Source organism: Neorhizobium sp. DAR64862/K0K3, assembly GCF_050500185.1.
GTDB classification, from domain to species: Bacteria; Pseudomonadota; Alphaproteobacteria; order Rhizobiales; family Rhizobiaceae; genus Neorhizobium; species Neorhizobium soli.
Window position 1 is genome coordinate 3,037,501 of the sequence record NZ_CP191449.1, and the last position, 23,983, is coordinate 3,061,483.

Annotated in this window: 23 protein-coding genes (1 of these 23 cut by a window edge); 14 read left to right on the forward strand and 9 right to left on the reverse strand. The window is 61.5% G+C overall.

The features are described from left to right. The 3 genes from hrpB to ACQY1L_RS14780 all read left to right on the forward strand — a co-directional run. Positions 1 to 2,447, forward strand: partial view of an ATP-dependent helicase HrpB gene (gene hrpB, locus ACQY1L_RS14770; RefSeq protein WP_430241469.1) — the 3' portion only. Its footprint begins 52 nt before the window's first position; the window shows 2,447 of its 2,499 coding nt (coding positions 53-2,499); the start codon falls outside the window, past its left edge; it ends in the stop codon at positions 2,445 to 2,447. 96 nt (positions 2,448 to 2,543) lie between these two features. Next, positions 2,544 to 3,899, forward strand: coding sequence for an ActS/PrrB/RegB family redox-sensitive histidine kinase (locus tag ACQY1L_RS14775; protein WP_430241472.1), 1,356 nt, complete (start codon positions 2,544 to 2,546; stop codon positions 3,897 to 3,899). Positions 3,900 to 3,966: 67 nt separating this feature from the next. Next, a complete protein-coding gene (locus ACQY1L_RS14780) occupies positions 3,967 to 4,542 on the forward strand; it encodes an ActR/PrrA/RegA family redox response regulator transcription factor (protein ID WP_430241476.1) in 576 nt (191 codons plus the stop codon). A 10-nt stretch (positions 4,543 to 4,552) separates the two neighbouring features. Here ACQY1L_RS14780 and ACQY1L_RS14785 read toward each other — a convergent pair whose 3' ends face one another. Then, positions 4,553 to 5,041 (reverse strand): MmcB family DNA repair protein, encoded by a 489-nt coding sequence (locus ACQY1L_RS14785; RefSeq protein ID WP_113109942.1) that lies wholly within the window; start codon positions 5,039 to 5,041, stop codon positions 4,553 to 4,555. Positions 5,042 to 5,229: 188 nt separating this feature from the next. Between ACQY1L_RS14785 and ACQY1L_RS14790 the strand changes: the two genes are divergently transcribed. Next, on the forward strand, positions 5,230 to 5,913 hold the full coding sequence (locus tag ACQY1L_RS14790; RefSeq protein WP_062577163.1) for a L,D-transpeptidase: 684 nt from the start codon (positions 5,230 to 5,232) through the stop codon (positions 5,911 to 5,913). A gap of 76 nt (positions 5,914 to 5,989) precedes the next feature. Here ACQY1L_RS14790 and ACQY1L_RS14795 read toward each other — a convergent pair whose 3' ends face one another. The 5 genes from ACQY1L_RS14795 to hslV form a co-directional block, all read right to left on the reverse strand. Continuing rightward, a complete protein-coding gene (locus ACQY1L_RS14795; RefSeq protein ID WP_430241479.1) occupies positions 5,990 to 8,164 on the reverse strand; it encodes a malate synthase G in 2,175 nt (724 codons plus the stop codon). Positions 8,165 to 8,288: 124 nt separating this feature from the next. Beyond that, complete coding sequence (locus ACQY1L_RS14800; protein WP_430241482.1) at positions 8,289 to 9,692, reverse strand: cytochrome P450; 1,404 nt, start codon at positions 9,690 to 9,692, stop codon at positions 8,289 to 8,291. Positions 9,693 to 9,735: 43 nt separating this feature from the next. Then, a complete protein-coding gene (locus tag ACQY1L_RS14805; RefSeq protein WP_062463019.1) occupies positions 9,736 to 10,671 on the reverse strand; it encodes a DUF1402 family protein in 936 nt (311 codons plus the stop codon). 199 nt (positions 10,672 to 10,870) lie between these two features. Next, a complete protein-coding gene (gene hslU / locus ACQY1L_RS14810; protein ID WP_430241484.1) occupies positions 10,871 to 12,178 on the reverse strand; it encodes an ATP-dependent protease ATPase subunit HslU in 1,308 nt (435 codons plus the stop codon). A gap of 74 nt (positions 12,179 to 12,252) precedes the next feature. Next, entirely contained in the window at positions 12,253 to 12,780 is a 528-nt protein-coding gene (gene hslV, locus ACQY1L_RS14815) for an ATP-dependent protease subunit HslV (RefSeq protein WP_062463013.1), read from the reverse strand. A gap of 213 nt (positions 12,781 to 12,993) precedes the next feature. Between hslV and hisB the strand changes: the two genes are divergently transcribed. From hisB to coaA, 7 genes are read left to right on the forward strand one after another with little or no spacing between them, the layout of a single operon-like run. Then, a complete protein-coding gene (gene hisB, locus ACQY1L_RS14820) occupies positions 12,994 to 13,602 on the forward strand; it encodes an imidazoleglycerol-phosphate dehydratase HisB (RefSeq protein WP_113110002.1) in 609 nt (202 codons plus the stop codon). Positions 13,603 to 13,622: 20 nt separating this feature from the next. Beyond that, positions 13,623 to 14,111 carry a DUF2628 domain-containing protein gene (locus ACQY1L_RS14825; RefSeq protein WP_430241486.1) on the forward strand — a complete coding sequence of 163 codons (489 nt, stop codon included), beginning with the start codon at positions 13,623 to 13,625 and terminating at the stop codon, positions 14,109 to 14,111. Then, positions 14,111 to 14,761 (forward strand): imidazole glycerol phosphate synthase subunit HisH, encoded by a 651-nt coding sequence (gene hisH, locus ACQY1L_RS14830; protein WP_062463007.1) that lies wholly within the window; start codon positions 14,111 to 14,113, stop codon positions 14,759 to 14,761. Before ACQY1L_RS14825 ends, hisH begins: the two co-directional genes overlap by 1 nt. 2 nt (positions 14,762 to 14,763) lie before the next feature. Further along, positions 14,764 to 15,507, forward strand: a complete 744-nt coding sequence (hisA, locus tag ACQY1L_RS14835) for a 1-(5-phosphoribosyl)-5-[(5-phosphoribosylamino)methylideneamino]imidazole-4-carboxamide isomerase (RefSeq protein WP_430241488.1) — start codon at positions 14,764 to 14,766, stop codon at positions 15,505 to 15,507. Beyond that, positions 15,504 to 16,280 (forward strand): imidazole glycerol phosphate synthase subunit HisF, encoded by a 777-nt coding sequence (gene hisF / locus ACQY1L_RS14840; protein ID WP_430241489.1) that lies wholly within the window; start codon positions 15,504 to 15,506, stop codon positions 16,278 to 16,280. The genes hisA and hisF overlap by 4 nt, the downstream gene beginning before the upstream one ends. A gap of 24 nt (positions 16,281 to 16,304) precedes the next feature. Then, positions 16,305 to 16,628 (forward strand): phosphoribosyl-ATP diphosphatase, encoded by a 324-nt coding sequence (locus tag ACQY1L_RS14845; protein WP_062577150.1) that lies wholly within the window; start codon positions 16,305 to 16,307, stop codon positions 16,626 to 16,628. Beyond that, positions 16,625 to 17,626 (forward strand): type I pantothenate kinase, encoded by a 1,002-nt coding sequence (gene coaA, locus ACQY1L_RS14850; RefSeq protein ID WP_062577147.1) that lies wholly within the window; start codon positions 16,625 to 16,627, stop codon positions 17,624 to 17,626. The genes ACQY1L_RS14845 and coaA overlap by 4 nt, the downstream gene beginning before the upstream one ends. Positions 17,627 to 17,666: 40 nt before the next feature. Here coaA and ACQY1L_RS14855 read toward each other — a convergent pair whose 3' ends face one another. The 3 genes from ACQY1L_RS14855 to ACQY1L_RS14865 all read right to left on the reverse strand — a co-directional run bounded on the left by ACQY1L_RS14855 (position 17,667) and on the right by ACQY1L_RS14865 (position 20,456). Then, positions 17,667 to 18,278 (reverse strand): alpha-ketoglutarate-dependent dioxygenase AlkB, encoded by a 612-nt coding sequence (locus ACQY1L_RS14855; protein ID WP_430241491.1) that lies wholly within the window; start codon positions 18,276 to 18,278, stop codon positions 17,667 to 17,669. Between the two features lie 26 nt (positions 18,279 to 18,304). Further along, a complete protein-coding gene (gene arfB, locus ACQY1L_RS14860; RefSeq protein ID WP_430241493.1) occupies positions 18,305 to 18,739 on the reverse strand; it encodes an alternative ribosome rescue aminoacyl-tRNA hydrolase ArfB in 435 nt (144 codons plus the stop codon). A 106-nt stretch (positions 18,740 to 18,845) separates the two neighbouring features. Beyond that, a complete protein-coding gene (locus tag ACQY1L_RS14865; RefSeq protein ID WP_430241495.1) occupies positions 18,846 to 20,456 on the reverse strand; it encodes a phosphoenolpyruvate carboxykinase in 1,611 nt (536 codons plus the stop codon). A gap of 347 nt (positions 20,457 to 20,803) precedes the next feature. On the opposite strand from ACQY1L_RS14865, the gene ACQY1L_RS14870 reads away from it, so the two are divergent. From ACQY1L_RS14870 to ACQY1L_RS14880, 3 genes are all read left to right on the forward strand, one after another. Beyond that, a complete protein-coding gene (locus tag ACQY1L_RS14870) occupies positions 20,804 to 21,529 on the forward strand; it encodes a response regulator transcription factor (protein ID WP_092665285.1) in 726 nt (241 codons plus the stop codon). A 112-nt stretch (positions 21,530 to 21,641) separates the two neighbouring features. Next, positions 21,642 to 23,432 (forward strand): stimulus-sensing domain-containing protein, encoded by a 1,791-nt coding sequence (locus ACQY1L_RS14875; RefSeq protein ID WP_430241497.1) that lies wholly within the window; start codon positions 21,642 to 21,644, stop codon positions 23,430 to 23,432. Next, positions 23,429 to 23,896: an HPr kinase/phosphorylase gene (locus tag ACQY1L_RS14880; RefSeq protein ID WP_430241499.1), complete on the forward strand. Its 468-nt coding sequence runs from the start codon at positions 23,429 to 23,431 to the stop codon at positions 23,894 to 23,896. The genes ACQY1L_RS14875 and ACQY1L_RS14880 overlap by 4 nt, the downstream gene beginning before the upstream one ends. Positions 23,897 to 23,983: the final 87 nt, after the last annotated feature.

Here is a 23,983-nt window from a genome sequence, read left to right on the forward strand (position 1 = left end):
TGCCGAAGCTTCCGGTCTCGGATGTGCTTCCTCAGATCCTGTCGGCGCTGCGTGACGGCAACCGGGCCGTGATTTCCGCGCCACCCGGCGCCGGCAAGACGACACTGGTGCCGCTCGCACTTCTCTTTGAACCGTGGTGCGGGGGCAAGATCATCCTGCTAGAACCGCGGCGGCTTGCGGCGCGCGCCGCAGCAGCGCGGATGGCGTCTCTTATAGGAGAAGACGTGGGCTCGCGGGTCGGCTACCGGATGCGTCTCGACAACCGGGTTTCCGCGACAACCCGGATCGAGGTGGTCACCGAAGGCGTGTTCGCGCGCATGGTGCTCGACGATCCCGAACTTGCTGGCGTCTCCGCTGTCATCTTCGACGAATTCCACGAACGGTCGCTGGATGCGGATTTTGGTCTGGCTCTGGCGCTCGATGTCCAGTCGGCGCTGCGGGAAGACCTTCGTATTCTCGTGATGTCGGCGACGCTCGATGTCGAGCGCGTTGCCGGACTGCTTTCCGATCCGCCTGTTATCGTCAGCGAGGGACGAGGCCATCCGATCGAGATACGCCATCAAGACAGGCCGGCGGGCGAGCGGATCGAGGATACGGTCTCGCGCGCGATCATTGAAGCGCACCGATCGGAAACCGGCTCCATCCTTGTCTTTCTGCCGGGCCAAGGGGAAATCCTGCGCACGGCTGAGCGGCTGCAGGGTCGTTTCGGCCCGGAAACGCTGGTCGTGCCGCTCTACGGCAATCTTTCGCAGCGGGATCAGGATCTGGCGATCCGGCCCTGCCCGGCCGGTCAGCGCAAGATCGTTCTCGCGACCTCGATCGCCGAGACGTCGATCACCATCGACGGCGTGCGGATCGTGATCGACAGCGGTTTGCAGCGGCTTCCGGTGTTCGAGCCCTCGACCGGGATTACCCGACTGGAAACCGTGCGGGCCTCGCGCGCCTCGGCGGATCAGCGGGCCGGACGCGCCGGGCGAACCGAACCGGGTATCGCCATTCGTCTGTGGCATCCCGGCCAGACGGCGGCCCTGCCGGCATTCACGCCACCGCAGATCCTTGCGAGCGATCTCTCTAGCCTCGTCCTCGACCTTGCCCATTGGGGCGTGGAGCATCCGGCATCGCTGGCGTTTCTCGATCCGCCGCCCGCCGCTGCCTTCAAGGAGGCGAAAAGCCTTCTCACCCAGCTCGGCGCCTTCAATGAGCAGGGGCGGCTGACAGCGCGGGGCAAGACCATGCGCGACATGGCGCTGCCGCCGCGTCTTGCGGCGATGACGATTTCGGCGGCGGACGACGGCCACGGAAGGCAGGCCTGTCTGCTGGCCGTATTGCTGACCGAACAGGGACTGGGCGGATCGGATGTGGATCTCGACGAGAGGCTGAGACGGTTTCGCAATGAGAAAGGCGAGCGCGCCGACGCCGCAAGGCGGCTTGCGGAGCGGATCGCCTCAGGCCTGCCCCGCAAGACGCAACCGGGTTTGCCAGCGACAGCCGGCCAGCTTCTGCTGCATGCCTATCCGGACCGGGTGGCGATCCAGCGGGGCGGGCGCGGGCGGTTCGTGATGGCGAACGGCCGCGGGGCGGAACTGCCTGAAACCGATCGGCTTGCCGGTGCATCCATGCTTGTTATTGCCGATCTTTCCGGGCGGGCCGTCAAAGCCCGGATCCTTGCGGCAGCAGAAACCAGTCGTGCCGAGATCGAGGCCGAGCTCGACGATCTGATCATCCGCCAGGATGAGACGGTGTTCGACCGCCAGAGCCTGAAGCTGCGGGCTCGCAAGGTGACGCGGCTTGGCGCGATCGTGTTCGAGGAAAAGCCCCTGCCCCGCAAGACGGGCGAAGCCGCTGCCCTGGCACTTGCCGAGGGCGTGCGGGAGCTGGGCCTTCAGGTTCTGCCGTTTTCCAAGGATGGCGCGCAGCTGCGCGAGAGGCTGGGCTTTCTCTACCGGACGATCGGTGCGCCGTGGCCTGACATGGATGATGCAGCACTGCTCGATCGGCTTGCCGAATGGTTCGTTCCGTTTCAGGGCCAGGCCTCCGGCATCGATGCGATCCAGTCCGGCAGTCTTTCCGAAGGGCTGCGCTCGCTTGTTCCCTACGACATCCTGCAGGATCTGGGACGTCTGGCGCCGACGCATTTCGAGGCGCCGACCGGGCAGCGGCATCCGATACGCTACGACGGCGACGAGCCGACCCTGTCGATCCGGGTGCAGGAACTGTTCGGGCTGAAGACCCACCCTGCCGTGGCCGGCGGGCGCCTGCCGCTGCTGCTCGAACTGACATCGCCGGCGCACCGGCCGATCCAGACGACAAGAGACCTGCCCGGTTTCTGGTCCGGATCGTGGAAGGATGTGCGCGCCGACATGCGCGGACGCTATCCGAAACATCCCTGGCCGGAGGATCCGGCAGAGGCTCTGCCCACAGCGCGGGCGAAACCGCGCGGGACATGATAGGCAGACGTGACAGAATGCCGCCTGCGACCAGGAGCTGCGGCGCGCTATGAAAAGTGTCGTGACAGTCGAAGCGGAAAGCGGGACATAGAAGATATGGCGACCAGAGACATGTCCGGCGACGAGTTGGCGACCAGCGAGAACGACGTGATCGCTCTTTCCGATGCGGTGCGCAGCCGATCCAGCCGACGGATGCGCCTGCAGACGCTGGTGCGGCTGCGCTGGCTTGCGGTCGCCGGACAGACGGCGACGGTGGTGATCGTCGCGTTAGTGCTGCAGTTCCCGCTGCCCCTGATGGAGGCGGCAATCCTGATCGCGGCGCTTGCCGTGGCGAACCTTACCCTCTCGGCCTGGTTTCCAGCGACGCATCGGCTGGGACCGCGGTCCGTCATTGCGCTTCTGGGCTTCGATCTTCTGCAGATGGCCTCGCTGCTGTTTATCACCGGTGGCCTTGCCAATCCCTTCGCGCCGCTGATCTGCGTGCCGGTGATCATTTCGTTTGCCTCGCAACCCTTGCGCCATTCGATCATGCTGATCGTGTTTGCCCTGATCTGCACCACCACCATCGCCTTTTCGCCCTTCGACGTGCCCTGGTATGCGGGCCAGACGCTGGAGACGCAGCCGGTGATGCAGATCGGCGTCTGGTGCGCGATCGCCTCGATGATGATGTTTGCCGCCTTTTATGCCTACCGCGTCTCGAGCGAGGCGGCGCTTCTGGCGGATGCGCTGGCCGCAACCGAACTGGTGCTGGAGCGGGAAAAGCACCTGTCGCAGCTCGACGGACTGGCGGCCGCGGCCGCGCACGAGCTTGGAACGCCGCTTGCCACGATCAGCGTCGTTGCCAAGGAAATGCTGCGCGACCTGCGCGAAGACGACCGGTTTCGCGAAGACGTGCTTTTGCTGCGCAGCCAGAGCGAACGCTGCCGCGATATCCTGCGCCGGCTGACATCGCTGTCGACCGAGAGCGAGGAGCATATGCGCCGTCTGCCGCTGTCGTCGCTGATCGAGGAGGTGATTGCGCCGCATCGGCAATTCGGCATCGATGTGGAACTCGTCGAAAAAAGCGACATTGCCGGCGAGCCGGTCGGCAATCGCAACCCGGCAATTCTCTATGGTCTCGGCAACCTTGTCGAGAATGCCGTCGATTATGCCAGAGAGAAGGTCACGGTGACCACCGAACACACCGCGTCGCGGGTCGCCATCACGATCGAGGATGACGGGCCGGGTTATGCGCCGGATATACTCGCCCATATCGGCGAGCCCTATATGACCACGCGGTCTCGCGAAGACGAAAGCGCGGGTGGGCTCGGGCTCGGGCTCTTCATCGCCAAGACGCTGCTGGAGCGATCGGGGGCATCGCTCAAGTTCGGCAACCGCGATGCCGGCAAGGCAGGCGCCCGGATCCGGATCGAATGGCCGCGCAGCCTGATGGACCGGCCGGCGATAAAATGAGTGGCCGCTTTGCCAACGCGACCCATATTGAAGTGCAGCAACGGACCGTTGTCCGTGGAGACAGACGATGGATACGAATTCTGAAAACATGCCCGCCCTCGACGATGCCCAGCTCGGAGACGATCCTTTCCTGCTGCTCGTCGATGACGATGGCCCGTTCCTGCGGCGTCTGGCGCGCGCCATGGAAAGCCGCGGCTTTATCGTGGATGCAGCGGAATCGGTCGCCGAAGGGATCGCCAAGGCCGAAGCCCGGCCGCCGAAATATGCCGTGGTCGATTTGCGGCTGGGTGACGGCAACGGTCTCGACGTGATCGAAGCCATCCAGAAGTCCGGTTCGGACACCAAGATCGTGGTGCTGACCGGCTACGGCAATATCGCGACCGCGGTGACGGCTGTTAAGCTTGGAGCGCTCGACTATCTGTCCAAGCCTGCGGATGCGGACGATGTGTTCAACGCCTTGATGCAGCGCCCGGGCGAAAAGGCGGATGTGCCCGAGAACCCGATGTCTGCCGATCGGGTGCGCTGGGAACATATCCAGCGCGTCTACGAGGCATGCGATCGCAATGTTTCGGAAACCGCAAGGCGGCTGAACATGCACCGGCGCACGCTGCAGCGGATACTTGCCAAGCGCGCACCGAAGTAAGTCTCGCCGGTCAGATGTCGTCGAAGCTTTTGCCGGTCGCCCATTCGGCCAGCATCAGCCTTCGCGCGGCGAGACGGGAGAAATTCAGCATGATCGATTTGCGCGATGCGGGCGCCAGCTTGTGTTCCGGTGCCTCGCGCATCTGGTGGGCGCCGTAGCCATCGGACAGGAACAGGCCGCAATCCTCCGGGAAGATATCGAGCGGAACGTCCTTGTGGGTGGCGAAGAACAGCCGGTCGCAGGAGGCGCGGTAATCTGGCCATTTGCGATCGACCCGGAAGTCCTCGATGGACGTCTTGATCTCGATGATCCAGATCTCGCCCTTCTCCGACACTGTAATCAGATCGGCGCGGCGACCATTTGAAAGCGCCATTTCCGGAAGAATGGCATGCCGCATGTCATGGAGCAGGATCTGCATGCCCCGGCGGACCATCATGGCCCGCGACGACTGACGGCCGTCGACCAGCGGGTTATTATTGGCAATATTCAATATCGTCATGCACTTGACCTGTCACAGCCCCTCCGGGGGGTTACGGATGTTGCAAAAAGGACATTGCCTTTTGCATTCGTGGAAGCGCGATCCCCTGGCTCACTGCTATCGCTTGCCAAGCGCTGCGCTATGGAAAATAACGGGTCCGAAGGCGCCTGAGCGCCCATTTCAATCGATTCGTACATCAAGAGACATCCATGCGCTTTCGCAACAGCATGCTCGCACTCGGCCTGTTGGCAACCTCTGCCCTGGCCGGCTGCTCCACCACGTCCGACACACCCCGGACGGTCGCCCAGGCCGATGCTCCGGTCCGTATCGAGACGGCGCAGATCTTTACCGATTCGTATGGGTCGATCACCGATGCAGGTTACACCCTGCCGGCGATCCCGATCAACCGGGTGAAGCCTCAGTTCGTTCGCCAGGTCGTCAATTACGAGACGAACGAACGCCCGGGCACGGTCATCGTCAATACCCGCGAACGTCATCTCTATTTCATCCTGCCGGGTGGTCGTGCGATGCGCTATGGTATCGGCGTCGGGAAGCAGGGCTTTGCATGGTCGGGCACAGCCTATGTTGCCTGGAAGCAGGAATGGCCGAACTGGCATCCGCCGAAGGAAATGGCAGTGCGCAAGCCGGACATCGCCCGTTATGTCGAAAACGGCATGGGCCCCGGTCTGTCGAACCCGCTTGGTGCACGCGCCATGTATCTGTTCAACGAAAAGGGCCAGGACACACTGTTCCGCCTGCATGGAACGCCGGAATGGGCCTCGATTGGCACCGCCGCTTCGTCGGGCTGCATCCGTCTGATGAACCAGGACGTGATCGACCTCTACAGCCGCGTCCGTCCGGGCCGCAACACCAAGGTCGTCGTGATCCAGTAAGGGTTCAACGCCTGAAAATGCAAAAGCCGCCGAGGATTTCCCGGCGGCTTTTTTGTTGTCTGAGCGACGGGCCGGATTAACCGGCCTTTGCCTTGAGTTCCAGCCGGCGGCGATGCAGGACCGGTTCGGTATAGCCGTTCGGCTGTTCGCGACCCTTGAGCACCAGTTCGAGCGCTGCCTGAAAGGCGACCGAGGCTTCGAAGTTAGCTGCCATCGGCGTATAGAGCGGATCGCCTTCGTTCTGGCCATCGACCACAGCCGCCATCCGCTTCAGCGTCTCGACGATCTGCTCTTCGGTGACGAGCTTGTGGTGCAGCCAGTTGGCCATATGCTGCGACGAGATACGCAATGTCGCCCGGTCTTCCATCAGCGCGATGTCGTTGATATCGGGGACCTTGGAGCAACCGACGCCCTGGTCGATCCAGCGCACGACGTAGCCCAGAATGCCCTGCGCGTTGTTGTCGAGTTCGCGCTGGATTTCTTCCGGCGTCCAATTCGGCCGCGAGGCGACGGGCACCGACAGGATATCGGAGAGTTTAGCACGGGTGCGAGTCTTCAGCCCCTTCTGGACTTCGGCGACATCGACTGTGTGATAGTGGGTGGCATGCAAAGTGGCGGCCGTCGGTGACGGGACCCAGGCGGTGTTCGCGCCCGCTTTCGGGTGACCGATCTTCTGCTCCAGCATCGCCGCCATCAGATCCGGCATCGCCCACATGCCCTTGCCGATCTGTGCATGGCCGGACAGCCCGCAGGCGAGACCGATATCGACATTCCAGTTCTCATAGGCCGCAATCCAAGCCGCCTGCTTCATGTCGCCCTTGCGGATCATCGGGCCGGCTTCCATCGAGGTGTGGATCTCGTCGCCGGTGCGGTCGAGGAAGCCGGTGTTGATAAACACGACGCGCTCCTTTGCGGCGCGGATCGCCTCCTTGAGGTTGATCGTGGTGCGGCGTTCCTCGTCCATGATACCCATCTTCATGGCATTGTCGGCGAGACCGAGCGCCTGTTCGACGCGCGTGAAGATCTCGGCTGCGAAGGCCACTTCTTCCGGCCCGTGCATCTTCGGCTTGACCACATACATGGAGCCGAGCTTCGAATTCTTGCGGCGGCCGGTGATGCCGCCATCCTTGCGACCGATGTCGTGGATGGCGATCAGCGCCGTGACGACAGCATCCATGATGCCTTCGGGCACTTCATGGCTGTCGCGATCGAGGATGGCCGGGTTGGTCATGAGGTGGCCGACATTGCGGATCAGCATCAGCGAGCGGGCCTTCACCTCGACGGTTGCGCCATTGGGCGCCGTATAGTCGAAATCCGGGTTGAGCGTGCGCAGGAAGCTCTTGCCGCCCTTTGCAACCTCCTCCGAGAGATCGCCCTTCATCAGGCCGAGCCAGTTGCGATAAACGGCGACCTTATCCTCGGCGTCGACAGCCGCGACCGAATCTTCGCAGTCCATGATCGTGGTGATCGCCGATTCGATTCGCACATCGGAAATATGGGCCGGATCGTCCTTGCCGATGGCCGTTGCCGGATCGATGACGATTTCGACATGGAGGTTGTTTCTGACGAGCAGGATCCGGTTCGGCTCGCCCAGATAGCCGGCAAGCTGCGTCGGATCGGTCAGGCCTGTCACCTCGCCGTTCGACAGCGTCACGAACAGGGCCGAATCTTCCACCTTGAAGGAGGCTGCATCCTTCCAGCTGGCGCCGGAAAGCGGAGCCGACTGATCGAGGAAGTCGCGCACCCAGGCAATCACCTGTTTGCCGCGGACCGGATTGTAGCCCTTGCCCTTATCGGCACCATTGGCTTCCGGGATGGCGTCCGTGCCATAAAGCGCATCATAGAGCGAACCCCAGCGGGCATTGGCGGCGTTCAATGCATAGCGTGCATTCATCACGGGGACGACGAGCTGCGGGCCGGCGATGCCGGCAATTTCCGGATCGACGTTTTCCGTCGAGACCTGGAAATCGGGTCCTTCGGGAAGAAGATAGCCGATCTCGCGCAGGAATTCCTCGTAGGCAGCCAGGTCGTTCGGTGCACCGTGCTTGCGGTACCACTCGTCGATCTCGAGCTGAAACGCATCGCGCCTGGACAGAAGCGCCCGGTTCTTCGGCGCAAGGTCGTGAACGATCGCGGAAAACTCGGCGAAGAAATGGTCGGCATCAATACCGGTCTCGGGAAGCGCTTCCGTAACCAGAAAGTCGTGCAGCTTCTGATCGATCTGCAGTCCGTTTTTTTCGATGCGAGTCATGCCGCGCCTCCCGTATGATTTTTTGGTGACATGCAGATTGCCCGCAAGACTTTGTCTGTCAATCGCCGACGATGCCATCGACCATGAAATCATGGGCCGATATGGACCACCCTCAAGAGGTGTTTCACGTGGAGCGCCGACGGACCACCTTCATGGGTATTCCGTCCTGCGGCTGGGTGGTGAGCTTCTGCACCGGCCAGACTTTGGTGCCCGGCACCACATCGAACCGGTAGCGCTTCATCAACACGGCAAGCGCGATCACCGCCTCCTGCATGGCAAAGACGGCACCGATGCAAGTGCGCGGGCCCGCTCCGAACGGCAGGTACTGGAAGCGATTGATATTGCCACGGTTTTCCGGAAGGAAGCGTTCGGGCATAAAGGCGCGCGGCTTTTCCCAGTAGAGTTCATGCCGATGCAGTGTCCATGGCATGACGAGAACCGTGACGCCCGCATCGATGGTCACGGTCTCGCCTGTCGGGCTGGTCCAGCGATCGCCACGGATTGCCGCGCGGTTGATGGAGGGCGCCGGCGGATAGAGCCGCAGCGCTTCCTCGAAAGCGGCCCTCACCCAGGGCATTCTCTCCAGCCAGTCGACCGGTTCGGCCCCTTCGCCCAAGACCTGATCGATCTCCGTTTCCATCGCATCGCGCACATGCGGCGACTGGCCAACGCAATACAGCGTCCAGGCGAGCGCCCTCGCCGTCGTTTCGTGGCCGGCGCCGATGAAGGTCAGGATATTGTCTTCGATTTCGGCCATCGTCAGGCCGTCGGGCCCTTCGAGCTGCAGCAGCAATGTCAGAAAATCCTGCGGTACGGCATCCGGCGTCTCGCGGATCCGCTTCTGGCGCTGGATCATGGTATCGGCGACGACCTTGCGGAACTTGTCCAGCACGCGCTGGCCACCGATCCGCGTCACGCGCGGTACCCAAGGAGGGGCGCGCAGAAGATCCATCGGATCGACACGGCCCATGCGATGCAGCAGGCTGTCGACGTCATCGGAAAATTTCTCGCTCTCGGTGACGATCTCGCCGGAAAACAGTGTCTCGGAAAGGATGGCGAACGCAAGTTCCGTCATGTCGACCGAGATGTCGTGGACCGCGCCCGAAGGATGGTCGGCCGCATACTTCTCGACATACTCCTCCGACTTCGCCAGCATCTGGCCGGCAAAACCGCGGGAGTGGCGCGGCGTGAACACCGGTGCCATCGCCTTGCGCGAGCGCTTCCACACGGGCCCTTCCGCCGTCAGCAACCCGTCACGCAGGATCGGCCGCAGGATGAGCTGACGGATCTCCGACATCTCGTAATTGGCGGAATTATCGACAAGAATGTGCCGGATAAGGCCCGGATCGTTGACGATGAGGGTGCGTTCTTTCAGGAACTTCGTCTCGATCCAGGGAAGCGTGTAGGACGGCTTTCCCCACAGTTCGAGCGGATTGCGCATCACGGTGCGGATGACTTCCAGCCGCGACGGCGGGACGGTGCGCGGCTCCGGTGCCGGTGGCACGAAAGGTTCGGGGCGCATGTCCATATGAAGGGTCCTCATCTTTAAGAGATGAAGAACATATCAGAACTCAGAAGAGCGATTTCAACTCGGCGATCTTATCGTTGACCAGCCAGCCGTAATAATTCTCTTCCGGCAAACCGCCGCGCGCCCTCAAGGCTGCCGCCCGTTGTGCCGAGCCGCCGGTGTTATAAAGCGTGGCAGTGATGCCGGGATTGCGGGAGATATCGACATTCGCAATCGTCTTGTAGTCGTCGATCGAACGGCGGATGTTCGCCGCCATGTAGGCGAGCGACTTGTCCGGGTCCATGATCGCGTCATAGACTTCCGATGCCTTGTTCTCGTCCAGCTTCGGGTAACCGGAAACGCGGGCGACGGTGTCTGAAAACATCATCGCCGTCAGCGGATTGAGCTGGCCGAGGCCGAAGGTCTGGCCGGCATAGAAGGGCTGGAAGAAGACCGCGCTGAAACGATTGTCCGGAAACGCCTTGCCATCGACCTTGCGTCCCCGGAAAGCGTCTTCCCAGACATTTTCCCGGCAGGTCCAGAGACGGTAGGAGTCGAGCCCCGTGCTGCATTTTGCAAATTGCGGGCGGTCGAGAAAATCCTTGATCGATTCGTCGTCGTAGCCGAAGCGGAAACTGTTGCCGGCATAGGCGGCGGCCTTGATGTAATAGGTCTGCAACCGGTCATAGGCATCGACATTATAGGTGTGCTCGCCAACGATCGCGCCGACGATATGGATCGGATCGAAGCCGTAGGCCGCTGCCGCAGATCTGATCTTGCCGATCAGTTTCTTGTCGGTTGCGAGCAGATCGCGGATCTTTTCATACTTGTCGTCGAACGTGGTGCGGCCGGCGCGGGTTCGGCGCACGGAGGCACCCGGCACTTTCGGCTGCACCGTATTGCGGTTGCCTTCCGGCACGATGGTCACCGCGGCCGCGTAGGTCGTGGAAGCGGCCGTCCATGCGACGGTCATCAGAAATGCAAGCAGGAGGCGTTTCAAAATTGTCGTGTCCCAATTACGGTCTGCACTGATAACGCTCCAGACGCCGAAACAGTCAGGCGGGGGAGAGCGGCGCATCACGAAAGCGCGTCACCCTTACGTGAAGAGATGCTGTAATGTCGAGAGAGTGGCATTCAAAATAGCGTCACTGCCAAGGCGAGCAGCAGCCGGTCGTTGCCCGGCTGCCACGAATTCAAGGTCAGAGGATGTAACGCGACAGGTCGGTATCGTTGGCGAGATCGCCGACATGCTTGCGGACATATTCGGCATCGATCGTGATCGCCGTGCCGCCCTGATCGGGCGCGGTGAAGGAAATCTCGTCCAGCACGCGCTCCATCACCGTCTGCAACCGGCGAGCACCGATATTCTCGACGGTGGAGTTGAGATGCACCGCGACATCGGCCAGCGCGTCGAGCGCGTCATCGGTAAAGTCGAGCGCCAGATCTTCCGTGCCCATCAGCGCCTTGTACTGCCGGATCAGGCTTGCCTCGGTTTCCGTCAGGATGCGGCGGAAGTCTTCCTTGGTCAGCGGCTTCAGCTCGACGCGGATCGGCAGGCGGCCCTGCAGTTCCGGCAAAAGGTCCGATGGCTTCGACACATGGAAGGCACCGGAGGCGATGAACAGGATATGATCGGTCTTTACCGGTCCGTATTTGGTCGAGACCGTGGTGCCTTCGACGAGCGGCAACAGGTCGCGCTGCACGCCTTCACGTGAAACACCGGCACCCATGCCGCCGTCGCGGGCAGCGATCTTGTCGATCTCGTCGAGGAACACGATGCCATCATTCTCGACCGAACGCACCGCTTCGCGCTGAATCACCTCGTTGTCGATCAGCTTGTCGGATTCGTCGCGCACCAGTTCGCCGTAGGACTTGGCAACGGTGGTTTTCACCTTCTTGGTGCGCCCACCCATCGCCTTGCCGAACATGTCGGAGAGGTTGAGAACGCCGATATTGCCGCCCGGCATGCCGGGAATGTCAAAGCCGGGCATGCCCGAGCTGGTGTCGGCCACCTCGATCTCGATTTCCTTGTCGTCAAGCTCGCCGCTGCGCAGGCGCTTGCGGAAACTGTCGCGGGTGGCGGGAGAGGCCGTCGATCCGACGAGCGCATCGAGCACGCGCTCCTCGGCGCTTGCCTGCGCCTTTGCCTGCACTTCGGTGCGTTTCTTTTCGCGGATCAGGCCGATGCCGATCTCGACGAGATCGCGGATGATCTGTTCAACGTCACGCCCGACATAGCCGACCTCGGTGAACTTGGTGGCTTCGACCTTGATGAAGGGAGCGCCCGCAAGCTTTGCCACGCGACGGGAGATTTCCGTCTTGCCGACGCCGGTCGGTCCGATCATCAGGATGTTCTTCGGCATGACTTCGTCACGCAGGCTTTCGTCCAGCTGGTGACGGCGCCAGCGGTTTCGAAGCGCGATGGCAACGGCGCGCTTGGCATCGTGCTGGCCGATGATGTGGCGATCGAGCTCGGAAACGATTTCCCGGGGAGAAAAATTTGTCATGAGTTCCTCTTGGCGTCCCGCTTCGACCGTCCTTTGAGGCCCGGCCCTTGAGAGATCCTTTGGCTGGAATTGGGTTATTCGGCGTCGAGCGTTTCGACGACGAGATTGTGATTGGTGTAGACGCAGATATCGGCCGCGATATCGAGCCCCTTGCGGGCAACCTCTTCGGCCGACATGTCCGTGTCCATCAGCGCGCGGGCCGCCGCATAGGCATAGTTTCCGCCAGAACCGATGGCGATCGTCCCGTGTTCGGGCTCCAGCACATCGCCGTTGCCGGTGACGGCGAGCGTGATCGACTTGTCGGCCACCAGCATCATCGCTTCGAGATTGCGCAGATACTTGTCGGTGCGCCAGTCCTTGGCAAGTTCGACGGCGGCGCGCATCAGCTGGCCGGGATACTGTTCGAGTTTCTTTTCGAGGCGGTCGAGAAGTGTGAAGGCATCGGCCGTGGCGCCGGCGAAACCGGCAATCACATCGCCGGTCTTGCCGATGCGGCGCACCTTGCGGGCATTGCCCTTCATCACTGTCTGGCCGAGGCTCACCTGACCGTCACCGGCCATCACCACCTTGCCGCCCTTTCGGACCGTAATAATCGTTGTCATTTCATCTACCTCTAAAAGCCCCTGGAGGGCGCCTTCGATTGCGAGCCCCAGCGACGTTCATGGCGGCTCCGTTGTGACCTATGTAAGTGGGCATCCGCCGAATACAATCTTGCCGAAACAGCACAGCGTACCGGCCGCGCTTCGGCCGTGCTTTTGCTGGATATTTGATCTGCCGCCTGATATGGAGCGCGCAGAATAAGCATGGGTGACATGATGGTCGATACGACAGCCACACGCACGGGAAGCGTTTCCCGCAAGACCAACGAGACTTCCGTTTCGGTTTCCGTCAATCTTGACGGCACCGGCACGTCAAAGATTTCGACGGGCGTCGGGTTTTTCGACCATATGCTGGACCAGCTGTCGCGCCATTCGTTGATCGACATGGAGATCGACGTGAAGGGCGACCTGCATGTCGACGATCACCATACGGTGGAAGATACAGGCATCGCGATTGGCCAGGCCATTTCCAAGGCGCTCGGCGACAGGCGCGGCATTGCCCGCTATGCCTCGCTCGATCTCGCCATGGACGAAACGATGACGAAGGCTGCGGTCGACGTATCGGGCCGGCCTTTCCTGGTCTGGAACGTCTCGTTCTCGGCTCCGAAGATCGGCACGTTCGATACGGAACTGGTGCGGGAATTCTTCAACGCGCTGGCCCAGAATGCCGGGATCACGCTGCATATCCTCAACCATTACGGCGCCAACAACCATCATATCGCCGAGACCTGCTTCAAATCCGTGGCGCGCGTGTTGCGCATCGCGACAGAAATCGATCCGCGGCAGGCCAATCGCGTTCCTTCGACCAAGGGTACGCTTGCCTGACGCTTCCAGGAGTTTCATCCTTGAGAAGCTATCTCGTTCTGACGCCGAAAAATGGCCCCGACAGGGAGCACCGTACCACCATCATCATGACGGACGGATTTTCCTGGCCGGCATTTCTGCTCTCTTGGATCTGGCTGTTCTGGCACCGGATGTGGATTGCGGGCGCGATTGCACTCGCGATCCAGATCGGCAGCGGCGTTCTTTCGACCATGCCGGGCTTTGCGATCGGTGGCTGGCTGCTCGGCTTTGCAATGAACCTGATCGTTGCGCTGGAAGGCCGGCATCTCTATTCGCAGTCGCTGCAGCGCCGGGGCTACACGCTCGAAACCGTCGTGTTTGCGCAGGACAGAAGCACGGCCGAGGAGATGTATTTCTCCAATCTGCCGAAGCCTGAACCGAGCGCAATGCCTACTCTTTCCGAATGGGCGCCACAGACGAACACCCCTTCCCCCGCCGCTGCCGGATGGCAGAGTTCCGGCGCCGGACTTTTCGATCACGGAGCACGCTGATGCGCGTCGCAATCATCGACTACGGATCGGGCAATCTCCGATCCGCCACCAAGGCTTTCGAACGCGCCGCCCGCGAGGCCGGCATCGACGCTGAAATCGACCTTACCGACAAGCCTGACGCCGTCGCCTCGGCTGACCGCGTCGTTCTTCCAGGCGTTGGCGCCTATGCCGATTGCCGGGCGGGGCTTGATGCCGTTTCGGGGATGCACGAGGCGCTGATCGAAGCCGTCGAGACAAAGGCGCGGCCCTTCCTCGGGGTCTGCGTCGGCATGCAGTTGATGTCCTCGCGCGGGCTCGAAAAGACCACCAGCGAAGGGTTCGGCTGGATCAAGGGCGACGTCGTCGAGATGACGCCGTCCGATCCCGGCTTGAAGATCCCGCAGATCGGCTGGAACACGCTGGAGCTCGTCAACCCGCATCCTCTGTTCGATGGCATTCCGACCGGACCGGACGGGCTGCACGCCTATTTCGTGCACTCCTACCATCTGGCCGCCGCCAACCCTTCCGACGTGATTGCCACAACCGAATACGGTGGCGCGATGACGGCATTCGTCGGACGCGACAACATGGTGGGGGCGCAATTCCATCCGGAAAAGAGCCAGACACTTGGCCTCGCCCTGATTTCCAACTTCCTGCGCTGGAAGCCCTGAACATGATTCTTTTCCCGGCTATCGATCTCAAGGACGGCCAGTGCGTGCGCCTCAAGCTTGGCGACATGGAGCAGGCAACCGTCTACAATCCGGACCCTGCGGACCAGGCCAAGGCCTTTGAGGACCAGGGTTTCGAGTGGCTGCACGTAGTGGACCTCAACGGCGCCTTTGCCGGCGAAAGCGTCAATGGCGCGGCCGTCGATGCGATCCTGAAGGCAACGAAGAACCCGGTGCAGCTCGGCGGCGGCATCCGGACGCTCGAGCATATCGAAGCGTGGCTTAGCCGCGGATTGGCGCGTGTCATTCTCGGCACTGTTGCGGTGCGCGATCCTGCCCTCGTCATCGAGGCATGCGAGAAGTTTCCGGGCCAGGTCGCCGTCGGCATCGATGCCAAGGGTGGCAAAGTGGCGGTGGAAGGCTGGGCTGAAGCGTCCGAGCTTGGCGTCATCGAGCTTGCGAAGAAATTCGAAGGCGCGGGTGTTTCGGCAATCATTTATACCGATATCGACCGCGACGGGATCCTGGCCGGCATCAACTGGGCATCGACGCTGGAACTGGCGGATGCAGTTTCCATTCCCGTCATCGCGTCGGGCGGTCTTGCCTCGATGGACGATATCCACCGCATGCTGCAGGCGGACGCGACCCGTCTCGAAGGCGCGATTTCCGGGCGGGCGCTCTATGACGGCCGTATCGATCCTGACGAAGCGCTGTCGCTGATTCGCGCCGCGAGAGGAGAAGCCGCATGACGCTCAAAGCCCGTGTCATTCCCTGTCTCGACGTGAAGGACGGCCGCGTCGTCAAGGGCGTCAACTTCATCGACCTGATCGATGCCGGCGATCCGGTCGAGGCCGCAAAGGCCTATGATGCCGCCGGTGCCGACGAGCTCTGTTTCCTCGACATCACCGCTTCGTCAGACAATCGCGACACGATCTTCGACGTCGTCGCCCGCACCGCCGAACACTGTTTCATGCCGCTTACCGTCGGCGGCGGCGTTCGCGCCATTGCCGATATTCGCAAGCTGCTGCTGGCCGGGGCCGACAAGGTGTCGATCAACTCCGCTGCCGTGAACAATCCCGATTTCGTCTACGAAGCTGCCAACAAGTTTGGCAACCAGTGCATCGTCGTGTCGATCGATGCGAAGCGGGTGTCCTCCGCCGGCGAGAGCGACCGCTGGGAGATCTTCACCCATGGCGGCCGCACCGCGACCGGCATCGATGCCGTCGAGTTTGCGCGAAAGATGGTCGAGCGCGGCGCCGGCGAGTTGCTCGTGACCTCAATGGACCGCGACGGCACGAAGATCGGCTACGATCTGGCGCTGACCCGCACGATTGCCGATTCGGTTCGCGTTCCCGTCATCGCGTCGGGCGGCGTCGGCACGCTGGACGATCTCGTCGCGGGCGTGAAAGAGGGCCATGCAACCGCCGTTCTTGCCGCTTCGATTTTCCACTTCGGGACCTATTCGATTGGCGAGGCAAAGCGCTATATGGCCGACCATGGCATCGCCATGCGGCTCGACTAATATTCGGGACGGGAGGAGACGGTTTTGAGTGAATTCACCCTCGGCGATCTCGAGAGGATCGTTGCGCAGCGCGCGAAAGCCCCGCCTGAGGAATCCTGGACCGCCAAGCTCGTGGCGGCCGGGCAGACCAAGGCTGCCAAGAAGCTAGGCGAAGAGGCGGTGGAAACCGTGATCGCCGCGGTGGCGCAGGACCGGCACGATCTCGTGTCTGAAAGTGCGGACCTTCTCTATCATCTTATGGTCGTATTGAACATTGCCGACATCCCGTTGCAGGATGTGCTCGCCGAACTTCAGCGCAGGACAGGCCAGACAGGCCTGCAGGAAAAGGCGAGCCGAGCTCCTTCATGAACATCGTTTCGACGCCTGAAAAGCATGATGTGGATATCCCGGAGAGCGGTGTGAACGCGGAATACTACTCGCCCTACCACCACTTCACCGCCGAGGAATGGGCGAAGTTTCGGGCCGACACGCCACTGACGCTGAAGGCCGAGGAAATCGCCCGGCTGCGCTCGCTGGACGATCCGATCAACATCGACGAGGTCCGGCGCATCTATCTGTCGCTGTCGCGCCTTCTTTCGACCCATGTCGAGGCCTCGCAACGGCTTTACCGGCAGCGCAACCGCTTTTTGACCCTTCCGGATGTGTCAAAGACCCCGTTCATCATCGGCGTTGCCGGCTCGGTCGCGGTCGGCAAGTCGACCACCGCACGCGTGCTGAAGGAACTGCTTGCGCGCTGGCCGGCAAGTCCGAAGGTCGATCTCATCACGACCGACGGATTTCTTTATCCCAACGCGGTTCTCCAACGTGAAAACCTGATGCAGCGCAAGGGTTTTCCGGAGAGCTACGATATCGGCCAGATCCTGCGGTTTCTTTCGGCGATCAAGGCCGGCGAGAAAAACGTCAAGGCGCCGCGCTACTCGCATCTGACCTATGACGTGCTGCCCGGCGAATATACGCTGGTCGACCGTCCCGACATCCTAATCTTCGAAGGCATCAATGTGCTGCAGTCGCGCGCATTGCCTGTTGACGGCAAGATCGTGCCGATCGTGTCTGACTTCTTCGACTTCTCGATCTATATCGACGCCGACGAGGAGCAGATCCACCAGTGGTATGTCCAGCGGTTCATGAAACTGCGGCAGACGGCCTTTCGTGAGCCGACATCCTTCTTCAACAAGTATGCGGCGATCAGCGAAGCGGAGGCGATGGCCGTCGCAGAAGGGCTTTGGGAAAACATCAACCTCAAGAACCTGCGCCAGAACATCATCCCGACGCGGCCGCGTGCGGATATCATTCTTCGCAAGGGTCGCGACCACTTCATCGAGACGGTGGCTTTGAGAAAACTGTAGGCTGTCGATCGATACCCATCACGCGATGGATCTTCGATCGTCAGCTATTGACCCTTCGCAGTGTCAGATTGATGCGACCACCGTTCTTGAGAAGCGTCGACGTGCCGGGATAGATCCGGTCGACCCCGTGAAACGCCAGCCGCCCTTCCCCACCCAGCACCACGATATCGCCGCTTGAGAGCTTGAAGGAGCCCGTCGGATCCTTCCGGTCGACCCCGCCGACCCGGAACAGGCAGGTATTGCCGAGCGAGATGGAAAGGACCGGCGCCTTCAGGTCTGATTCGTCCTTGTCCTGATGCAGGCCCATTTTTGCGTCGTCTGAATAGAAATTGACCAGGCATGCCTCCGGCGGCTTGTCGTAGCCGGCGAGGTTTTCCCAGAGGTCCGCCAGTTCCGAGGGAATGGCGGGCCATGGACGGCCGGTCTGCGGATGGGTCTCCTGGTAGCGGTAGCCACGCTCCTTGTCCGTCACCCAGCCAAGCGCGCCGCAATTGGTCATCCGGACCGACATGGGTTTTCCGGTGCCGGGCATGGCCGGGACGTAGAGCGGGGCCTCGGCGACGATGCCGCGGATGACCTCGACCAGACGTTCCTGGGCGGCACGGTTCAGATGGTCAGGCAGATGCCGGATACCGTTTGCCAAAGTCGCCATATCGATCCTCCATTGGGCCTGCGCGGTCAGTCGCCGCTGGGCTTACCACGCATCTTCTTCACATCGGAGCGGCCGGATTTTGCCTTGAGCCGCCGCTCGACCGAGCCTTTGGTGGGCTTGGTCTTGCGGCGCGGCGGTGGTGGCGGTTCGGCGGCCTTGAGGATGAGTTCCTTCAGCCGGTGGCGCGCATCCTCGCGGTTGCGCTCTTGGCTGCGAAACCGGTTGGCCTCGATCATCAGCACGCCGTCCTTGGATACCTTTCGACCGGCAAGCTTGATCGCGGCTTCCTTAATCCGCTCGGGCAGCGACGGGGAATTGACGAGATCGAAGAACAGCTGGACCGCCGTCGAGACCTTGTTGACGTTCTGGCCGCCCGGACCGCCCGCCAGCACGAACTGCTCGGTGAGCTCCCATCCGGCGATGGTGATGCGGGTGTTGATCTCGAGAGGATTGCTGGCCATGGCCGTATTTCCCACAAACCGGAGCAAAAGAAAACCGCCGGCTCAAGGAGAGCCGACGGCTATAATGTTCCACGTGAATCCTTAAGGTCCAGCTGGGACCAAAGGATTACTCGGCGGCGATCTTCAGGCCAGGTGCTGCGTCGCGGACCTTGCTATCGACATGGTCTTCGAACTTCTCAAAGCTCTTGATGAACATCGAGACAAGCTTGGCTGCCTGGTTGTCGTAGGCCAGTCCATCGGACCAGGTCGAACGCGGATCTAGAATGGACGTTTCGACGCCATCGACGGAAACCGGAACGGCAAAGCCGAAATTGGCATCCGTGCGGAACTCGACATCCTTGAGGCTGCCGTTCAGGGCTGCGGCCAGAAGCGCGCGGGTGGCCTTGATCGGCATACGACGACCGGTGCCGTAGGCGCCGCCCGTCCAGCCGGTGTTGACCAGCCAGCAATCGACGCCATGCTTGGCGATCAGGTCCTTCAGGAGGTTGCCGTATTCAGCTGGATGGCGGGGCATGAATGGCGCGCCAAAGCAGGTCGAGAACGTCGCTTCGGGCTCCGTCACACCCTTTTCCGTACCGGCCACCTTGGCGGTGTAACCGGACAGGAAGTGGTACATGGCCTGTTCCGGGGTCAGCCTGGCAATCGGCGGCATCACGCCGAACGCATCTGCCGTCAGCATGATGATCGTCTTCGGGTGCGGCGCGAGACCGGTTTCCGATGCGTTCGGAATGAAATGCAGCGGATAGGCACTGCGGGTGTTTTCCGTCAGCGAATTGTCGTCGAAATCGGGAACGCGGTTGTCGTCGAGCACGACGTTTTCCAGGACCGTGCCGAAACGGCGGGTTGCCGCGTAGATTTCGGGCTCGGCTTCGGCGGAAAGCTTGATCGCCTTGGCGTAACAGCCGCCTTCGAAGTTGAAGACGCCGTTTTCGCCCCAGCCATGCTCGTCGTCACCGATCAGCGTGCGGGTCGGGTCGGCCGAAAGCGTGGTCTTGCCGGTGCCCGAGAGACCGAAGAACACGGCGGTATCGCCCTCGCTGCCAACATTGGCGGAGCAATGCATCGGCATCACGCCCTTGGCCGGCAGGAGATAGTTGAGAACGGTAAAGACCGACTTCTTGTTTTCGCCGGCATAGGACGTGCCGCCGATCAGCACGAGACCGTTTTCCAGATCGCAGGCGATCACGGTTTCGGAGCGGCAGCCGTGACGGACCGGATCGGCCTTGAAGCTCGGCAGATTGATGATCGTCAGCTTCTGTTCGAAACCTTCCAACGTATCGCGCTTGGGGCGGATGAGGAGGTTGCGGATGAACAGCGCATGCCAGGCAAGCTCTGTGACGACGCGGGTCGGAAGCGCGTTTGCTTCATCGGCGCCGCCGATCAGATCCTGGACGAACAGGGTCTTGCCGCTGGCATGGGCCAGCATGTCAGCCTTCAGCACGGCAAAGTGCTCGGGCGACATCGGCTTGTTGTTGTCCCACCAGATCTTGTCTTCGGTACCCGCGTCGCGGACGACGAATTTGTCCTTGGGCGACCGGCCGGTATGCTGTCCGGTGCGAGCCCTCAACGCGCCGTCGATCGTCAGATCGGCTTCGCCCCGGCGAATCGCTTCTTCGTAAAGCTCGACTTCGCTGAGATTGTAATTCACACGCGATGCATTGCCGAGACCGATGTCTGCGAGCCCGTTCGATGGGTTGTGAAGTCCAAACTGCTCCATACGCGCGCTCCTTTTTGTGGATTGAACCTGCGCGGAACCTAGAGCGGGTTTTTAAAAAGGGCAAGATAATTCTGAAATAGCGTAATAATATCAGTTATTTAATCGATTTAAAAAATTTTATTCTCGATTAAATCGGTTTACGAGGGTTTTCTGTTCGCCGTTTCTGGGGGTCTTTCACGACCTGCAGACTGTGTTTGGATCATTGGGACAAAGGTCCCTACCGACCGTGCGCCTCTTGGCGTTGCCACAATTTGTTCCACCTTTATACTGAAGAAGCGCATGGCTTTCGCCAATTCTGGCTGGGGACATCCAGGAGATGCGCCTATATGACGATGGAGACGGAGAGAATGCAGACAATCGCGCTCGTAGATGACGACCGCAATATCCTGACTTCAGTGTCGATTGCACTGGAAGCCGAAGGGTATAAGGTCGAAACCTATACCGATGGCGCCTCCGCGCTCGACGGGCTGATCGCCCGCCCCCCGCACCTGGCCATCTTCGATATCAAAATGCCGCGCATGGACGGAATGGAGCTGTTGCGACGCCTGCGACAGAAATCCGATCTGCCTGTGATCTTCCTCACCTCCAAGGATGAAGAGATCGACGAGCTGTTCGGGCTCAAGATGGGCGCAGACGATTTCATCACCAAGCCGTTCTCGCAGCGATTGCTGGTCGAGCGCGTAAAGGCGATCCTGCGCCGTTCCAGCGCACGCGAAGCCCAGCAGGCAAGTGGTGGCGTCAAGCCGACCCCGGACCAGTTGGCGGCCCGCACACTGGAACGCGGCCAGCTGGCGATGGACCAGGAACGCCACACCTGCACCTGGAAGGGCGAAGCGGTAACCCTGACGGTCACGGAATTCCTGATCCTGCATTCGCTGGCGCAGCGCCCGGGCGTGGTGAAAAGCCGCGACGCGCTGATGGATGCCGCCTATGACGAACAGGTCTATGTGGACGACCGCACCATCGACAGCCACATCAAACGCCTGCGCAAGAAGTTCAAGATGGTTGACACGGATTTCGACATGATCGAGACGCTGTACGGCGTTGGCTACCGATTCCGCGAGGCTGCGTAACGGTTGCCAGCTCCGAGACCCGGGAGCCTCTAAAAATTCGATCGTGCGGATGCGTAACTTGAAGCCACCGCGGCACAGGGCTTAGACTGTAAGCTCTCTGGAAGGACTGCACGTGGCAGACCGATTGCATGAAACCGGAACGACCAGACCCGCGAGTGCCGGAATACGCCGCGCCTCACGGCGCTTCTGGTCGCGACCGTTCACGCTCATTCGCCGGGTGTTCGGCCACGCGGTGTTTTCCAGCCTCACCCGCCGCATTCTGTTCTTCAACATCGCGGCGACCGTCGTTCTCGTCGCCGGCATCCTCTATCTCAACCAGTTTCGCGAGGGGTTGATCGATGCCCGCGTCGAGAGCCTGCTGACCCAGGGCGAAATCATTGCCGGCGCGATCTCCGCATCCGCCTCCGTCGATACCAATTCGATCACCATCGATCCGCAGAAGCTTCTCGAACTGCAGGCGGGCCAGAGCATCACGCCGGTGCCGAACGACGAGGACCTCGATTTCCCGATCGACCCCGAACGCGTGGCGCCCGTGCTGCGGCGGCTGATCTCGCCGACCCGCACCCGTGCCCGGCTATTCGATGCGGACGCAAATCTGCTGCTGGATTCCCGCCACCTCTATTCGCGCGGCCAGGTGCTGCGCTTCGATCTGCCGCCGGTTGAAGACCAGTCGCAGACCTGGAGCGAATGGGTTGCCGGCCTGTTCAACCGCATGCTGCAGCCCGGCAACCTGCCGACCTACAAGGAAGCGCCCGGCGGTGACGGCTCGATCTATCCGGAAGTGATGAACGCGCTGACCGGCGTGCGCGGGGCCGTGGTGCGCATTACCGATCGCGGCGAACTGATCGTGTCCGTCGCGGTTCCTGTCCAGAGGTTCCGCGCCGTGCTGGGCGTCCTGCTTCTCTCGACCCAGGCCGGCGACATCGACAAGATCGTGCATGCGGAGCGGCTGGCGATCATGCGCGTCTTCGGCGTGGCGACCCTCGTCAACATTCTGCTATCGCTGCTTCTGTCGTCCACAATCGCCAATCCGCTGCGCCGGCTCGCTGCCGCTGCCGTTCGGGTGCGTCGCGGCGCCAAGCAGCGTGAAGAGATCCCGGACTTCTCCTACCGCCAAGACGAGATCGGCAACCTTTCGATCGCGGTGCGCGACATGACCAACGCGCTCTACGACCGCATCGACGCGATCGAAAGCTTCGCGGCCGACGTGAGCCACGAGCTGAAGAACCCGCTGACCTCGCTGCGCAGCGCCGTCGAGACGCTGCCGCTCGCCAAGTCCGAAGCCTCGAAACAGAAACTGACCGATATCATTTTCCACGACGTCCGCCGCCTCGACCGGCTGATCAGCGATATCTCCGATGCATCCCGGCTCGACGCGGAGCTTGCCCGGACCGATTCGGCACCTGTCGGCATGGATACGCTGCTCGGCAACCTCGTCGATATTTCCAGACAGATCCGCACCGGCCGCAAACCGGTCGAGATCGATCTGGTCATCGATGCGAAGGGCGGGCAGAAACCAAACTACCTCGTCAACGGCCACGATCTGCGGCTTGGCCAGATCATCACCAACCTTATCGAAAATGCCCGCTCCTTCGTGCCGGAAAAAGGCGGTCGCATTGCCATCCGCCTCGCCCGGGTCAAGGACAAGGTGGTCGTCACCGTGGATGACAACGGTCCGGGCATTCAGGCCGAAAACATCGATCGCATCTTCGAGCGGTTCTACACCGATCGCCCCGATGGCGAGAGCTTCGGCCAGAATTCGGGCCTAGGACTGTCGATCAGCCGTCAGATCGCCGTGGCGCATGGCGGCTCCCTGCAGGCGGAAAACCTTGTCGATCCGCAGACGGAGACGCTTAAGGGCGCGCGCTTCATGCTGTCGCTTCCTTCAGGCGAAGAGCCATGAGCGACACGCAACGGGTCAATATCCATGCCACGGCGATCGTCGTCGGGACCCGCGGCATCCTCTTCACCGGTCCTTCCGGCAGCGGCAAATCCATGCTGGCGTTTGCCTGTCTGAGTGCCGCCAGACGCCAGGGCGTCTTTTCGGCGCTGGTGGCCGACGACCAAGTGTTTGTCTCGCGCGAGAATGATCGCCTCGTCGCACGCCGGCCGCAGACGATCGCCGGCCTCATCGAATTGCGCGGCAGTGGCATTATCGAAGTAGACTCCGCCCCGTCAGCTGCCCTCGATCTTGCCGTGCGCGTCCTGTCGTCTCCGAACGACGAACGGTATCCGCCGGACAACGAACGCTTCGCGCTTTCGGGTCTCGGAGACATTCCACTGGTGAGATTATGGTCGCTCTTTCCGGAGCCACTTTCCGCGCTTTCCGGCCTTTTCCCGGCATTTCGAGGGGAGCGACCCTTCTGACCCGATCCGGCTCGCGATTTTTTAACTTGAACTTGATGCGGACATGGCGAAGATGGCTCCCCACCGCTGGACGCCTGTATTGCGTTG

Coding starts and splice junctions, on each gene's coding strand:
- ACQY1L_RS14775 (WP_430241472.1), top strand. CDS start 2,544: ATGGCGACCAGAGACATGTCCGGCGACGAGTTGGCGACCAGCGAGAAC.
- ACQY1L_RS14780 (WP_430241476.1), top strand. CDS start 3,967: ATGGATACGAATTCTGAAAACATGCCCGCCCTCGACGATGCCCAGCTC.
- ACQY1L_RS14785 (WP_113109942.1), bottom strand. CDS start 5,041: ATGACGATATTGAATATTGCCAATAATAACCCGCTGGTCGACGGCCGT.
- ACQY1L_RS14790 (WP_062577163.1), top strand. CDS start 5,230: ATGCGCTTTCGCAACAGCATGCTCGCACTCGGCCTGTTGGCAACCTCT.
- ACQY1L_RS14795 (WP_430241479.1), bottom strand. CDS start 8,164: ATGACTCGCATCGAAAAAAACGGACTGCAGATCGATCAGAAGCTGCAC.
- ACQY1L_RS14800 (WP_430241482.1), bottom strand. CDS start 9,692: ATGGACATGCGCCCCGAACCTTTCGTGCCACCGGCACCGGAGCCGCGC.
- hslU (WP_430241484.1), bottom strand. CDS start 12,178: ATGACAAATTTTTCTCCCCGGGAAATCGTTTCCGAGCTCGATCGCCAC.
- hslV (WP_062463013.1), bottom strand. CDS start 12,780: ATGACAACGATTATTACGGTCCGAAAGGGCGGCAAGGTGGTGATGGCC.
- hisB (WP_113110002.1), top strand. CDS start 12,994: ATGGTCGATACGACAGCCACACGCACGGGAAGCGTTTCCCGCAAGACC.
- hisH (WP_062463007.1), top strand. CDS start 14,111: ATGCGCGTCGCAATCATCGACTACGGATCGGGCAATCTCCGATCCGCC.
- hisA (WP_430241488.1), top strand. CDS start 14,764: ATGATTCTTTTCCCGGCTATCGATCTCAAGGACGGCCAGTGCGTGCGC.
- hisF (WP_430241489.1), top strand. CDS start 15,504: ATGACGCTCAAAGCCCGTGTCATTCCCTGTCTCGACGTGAAGGACGGC.
- coaA (WP_062577147.1), top strand. CDS start 16,625: ATGAACATCGTTTCGACGCCTGAAAAGCATGATGTGGATATCCCGGAG.
- ACQY1L_RS14855 (WP_430241491.1), bottom strand. CDS start 18,278: ATGGCGACTTTGGCAAACGGTATCCGGCATCTGCCTGACCATCTGAAC.
- arfB (WP_430241493.1), bottom strand. CDS start 18,739: ATGGCCAGCAATCCTCTCGAGATCAACACCCGCATCACCATCGCCGGA.
- ACQY1L_RS14865 (WP_430241495.1), bottom strand. CDS start 20,456: ATGGAGCAGTTTGGACTTCACAACCCATCGAACGGGCTCGCAGACATC.
- ACQY1L_RS14870 (WP_092665285.1), top strand. CDS start 20,804: ATGCAGACAATCGCGCTCGTAGATGACGACCGCAATATCCTGACTTCA.
- ACQY1L_RS14880 (WP_430241499.1), top strand. CDS start 23,429: ATGAGCGACACGCAACGGGTCAATATCCATGCCACGGCGATCGTCGTC.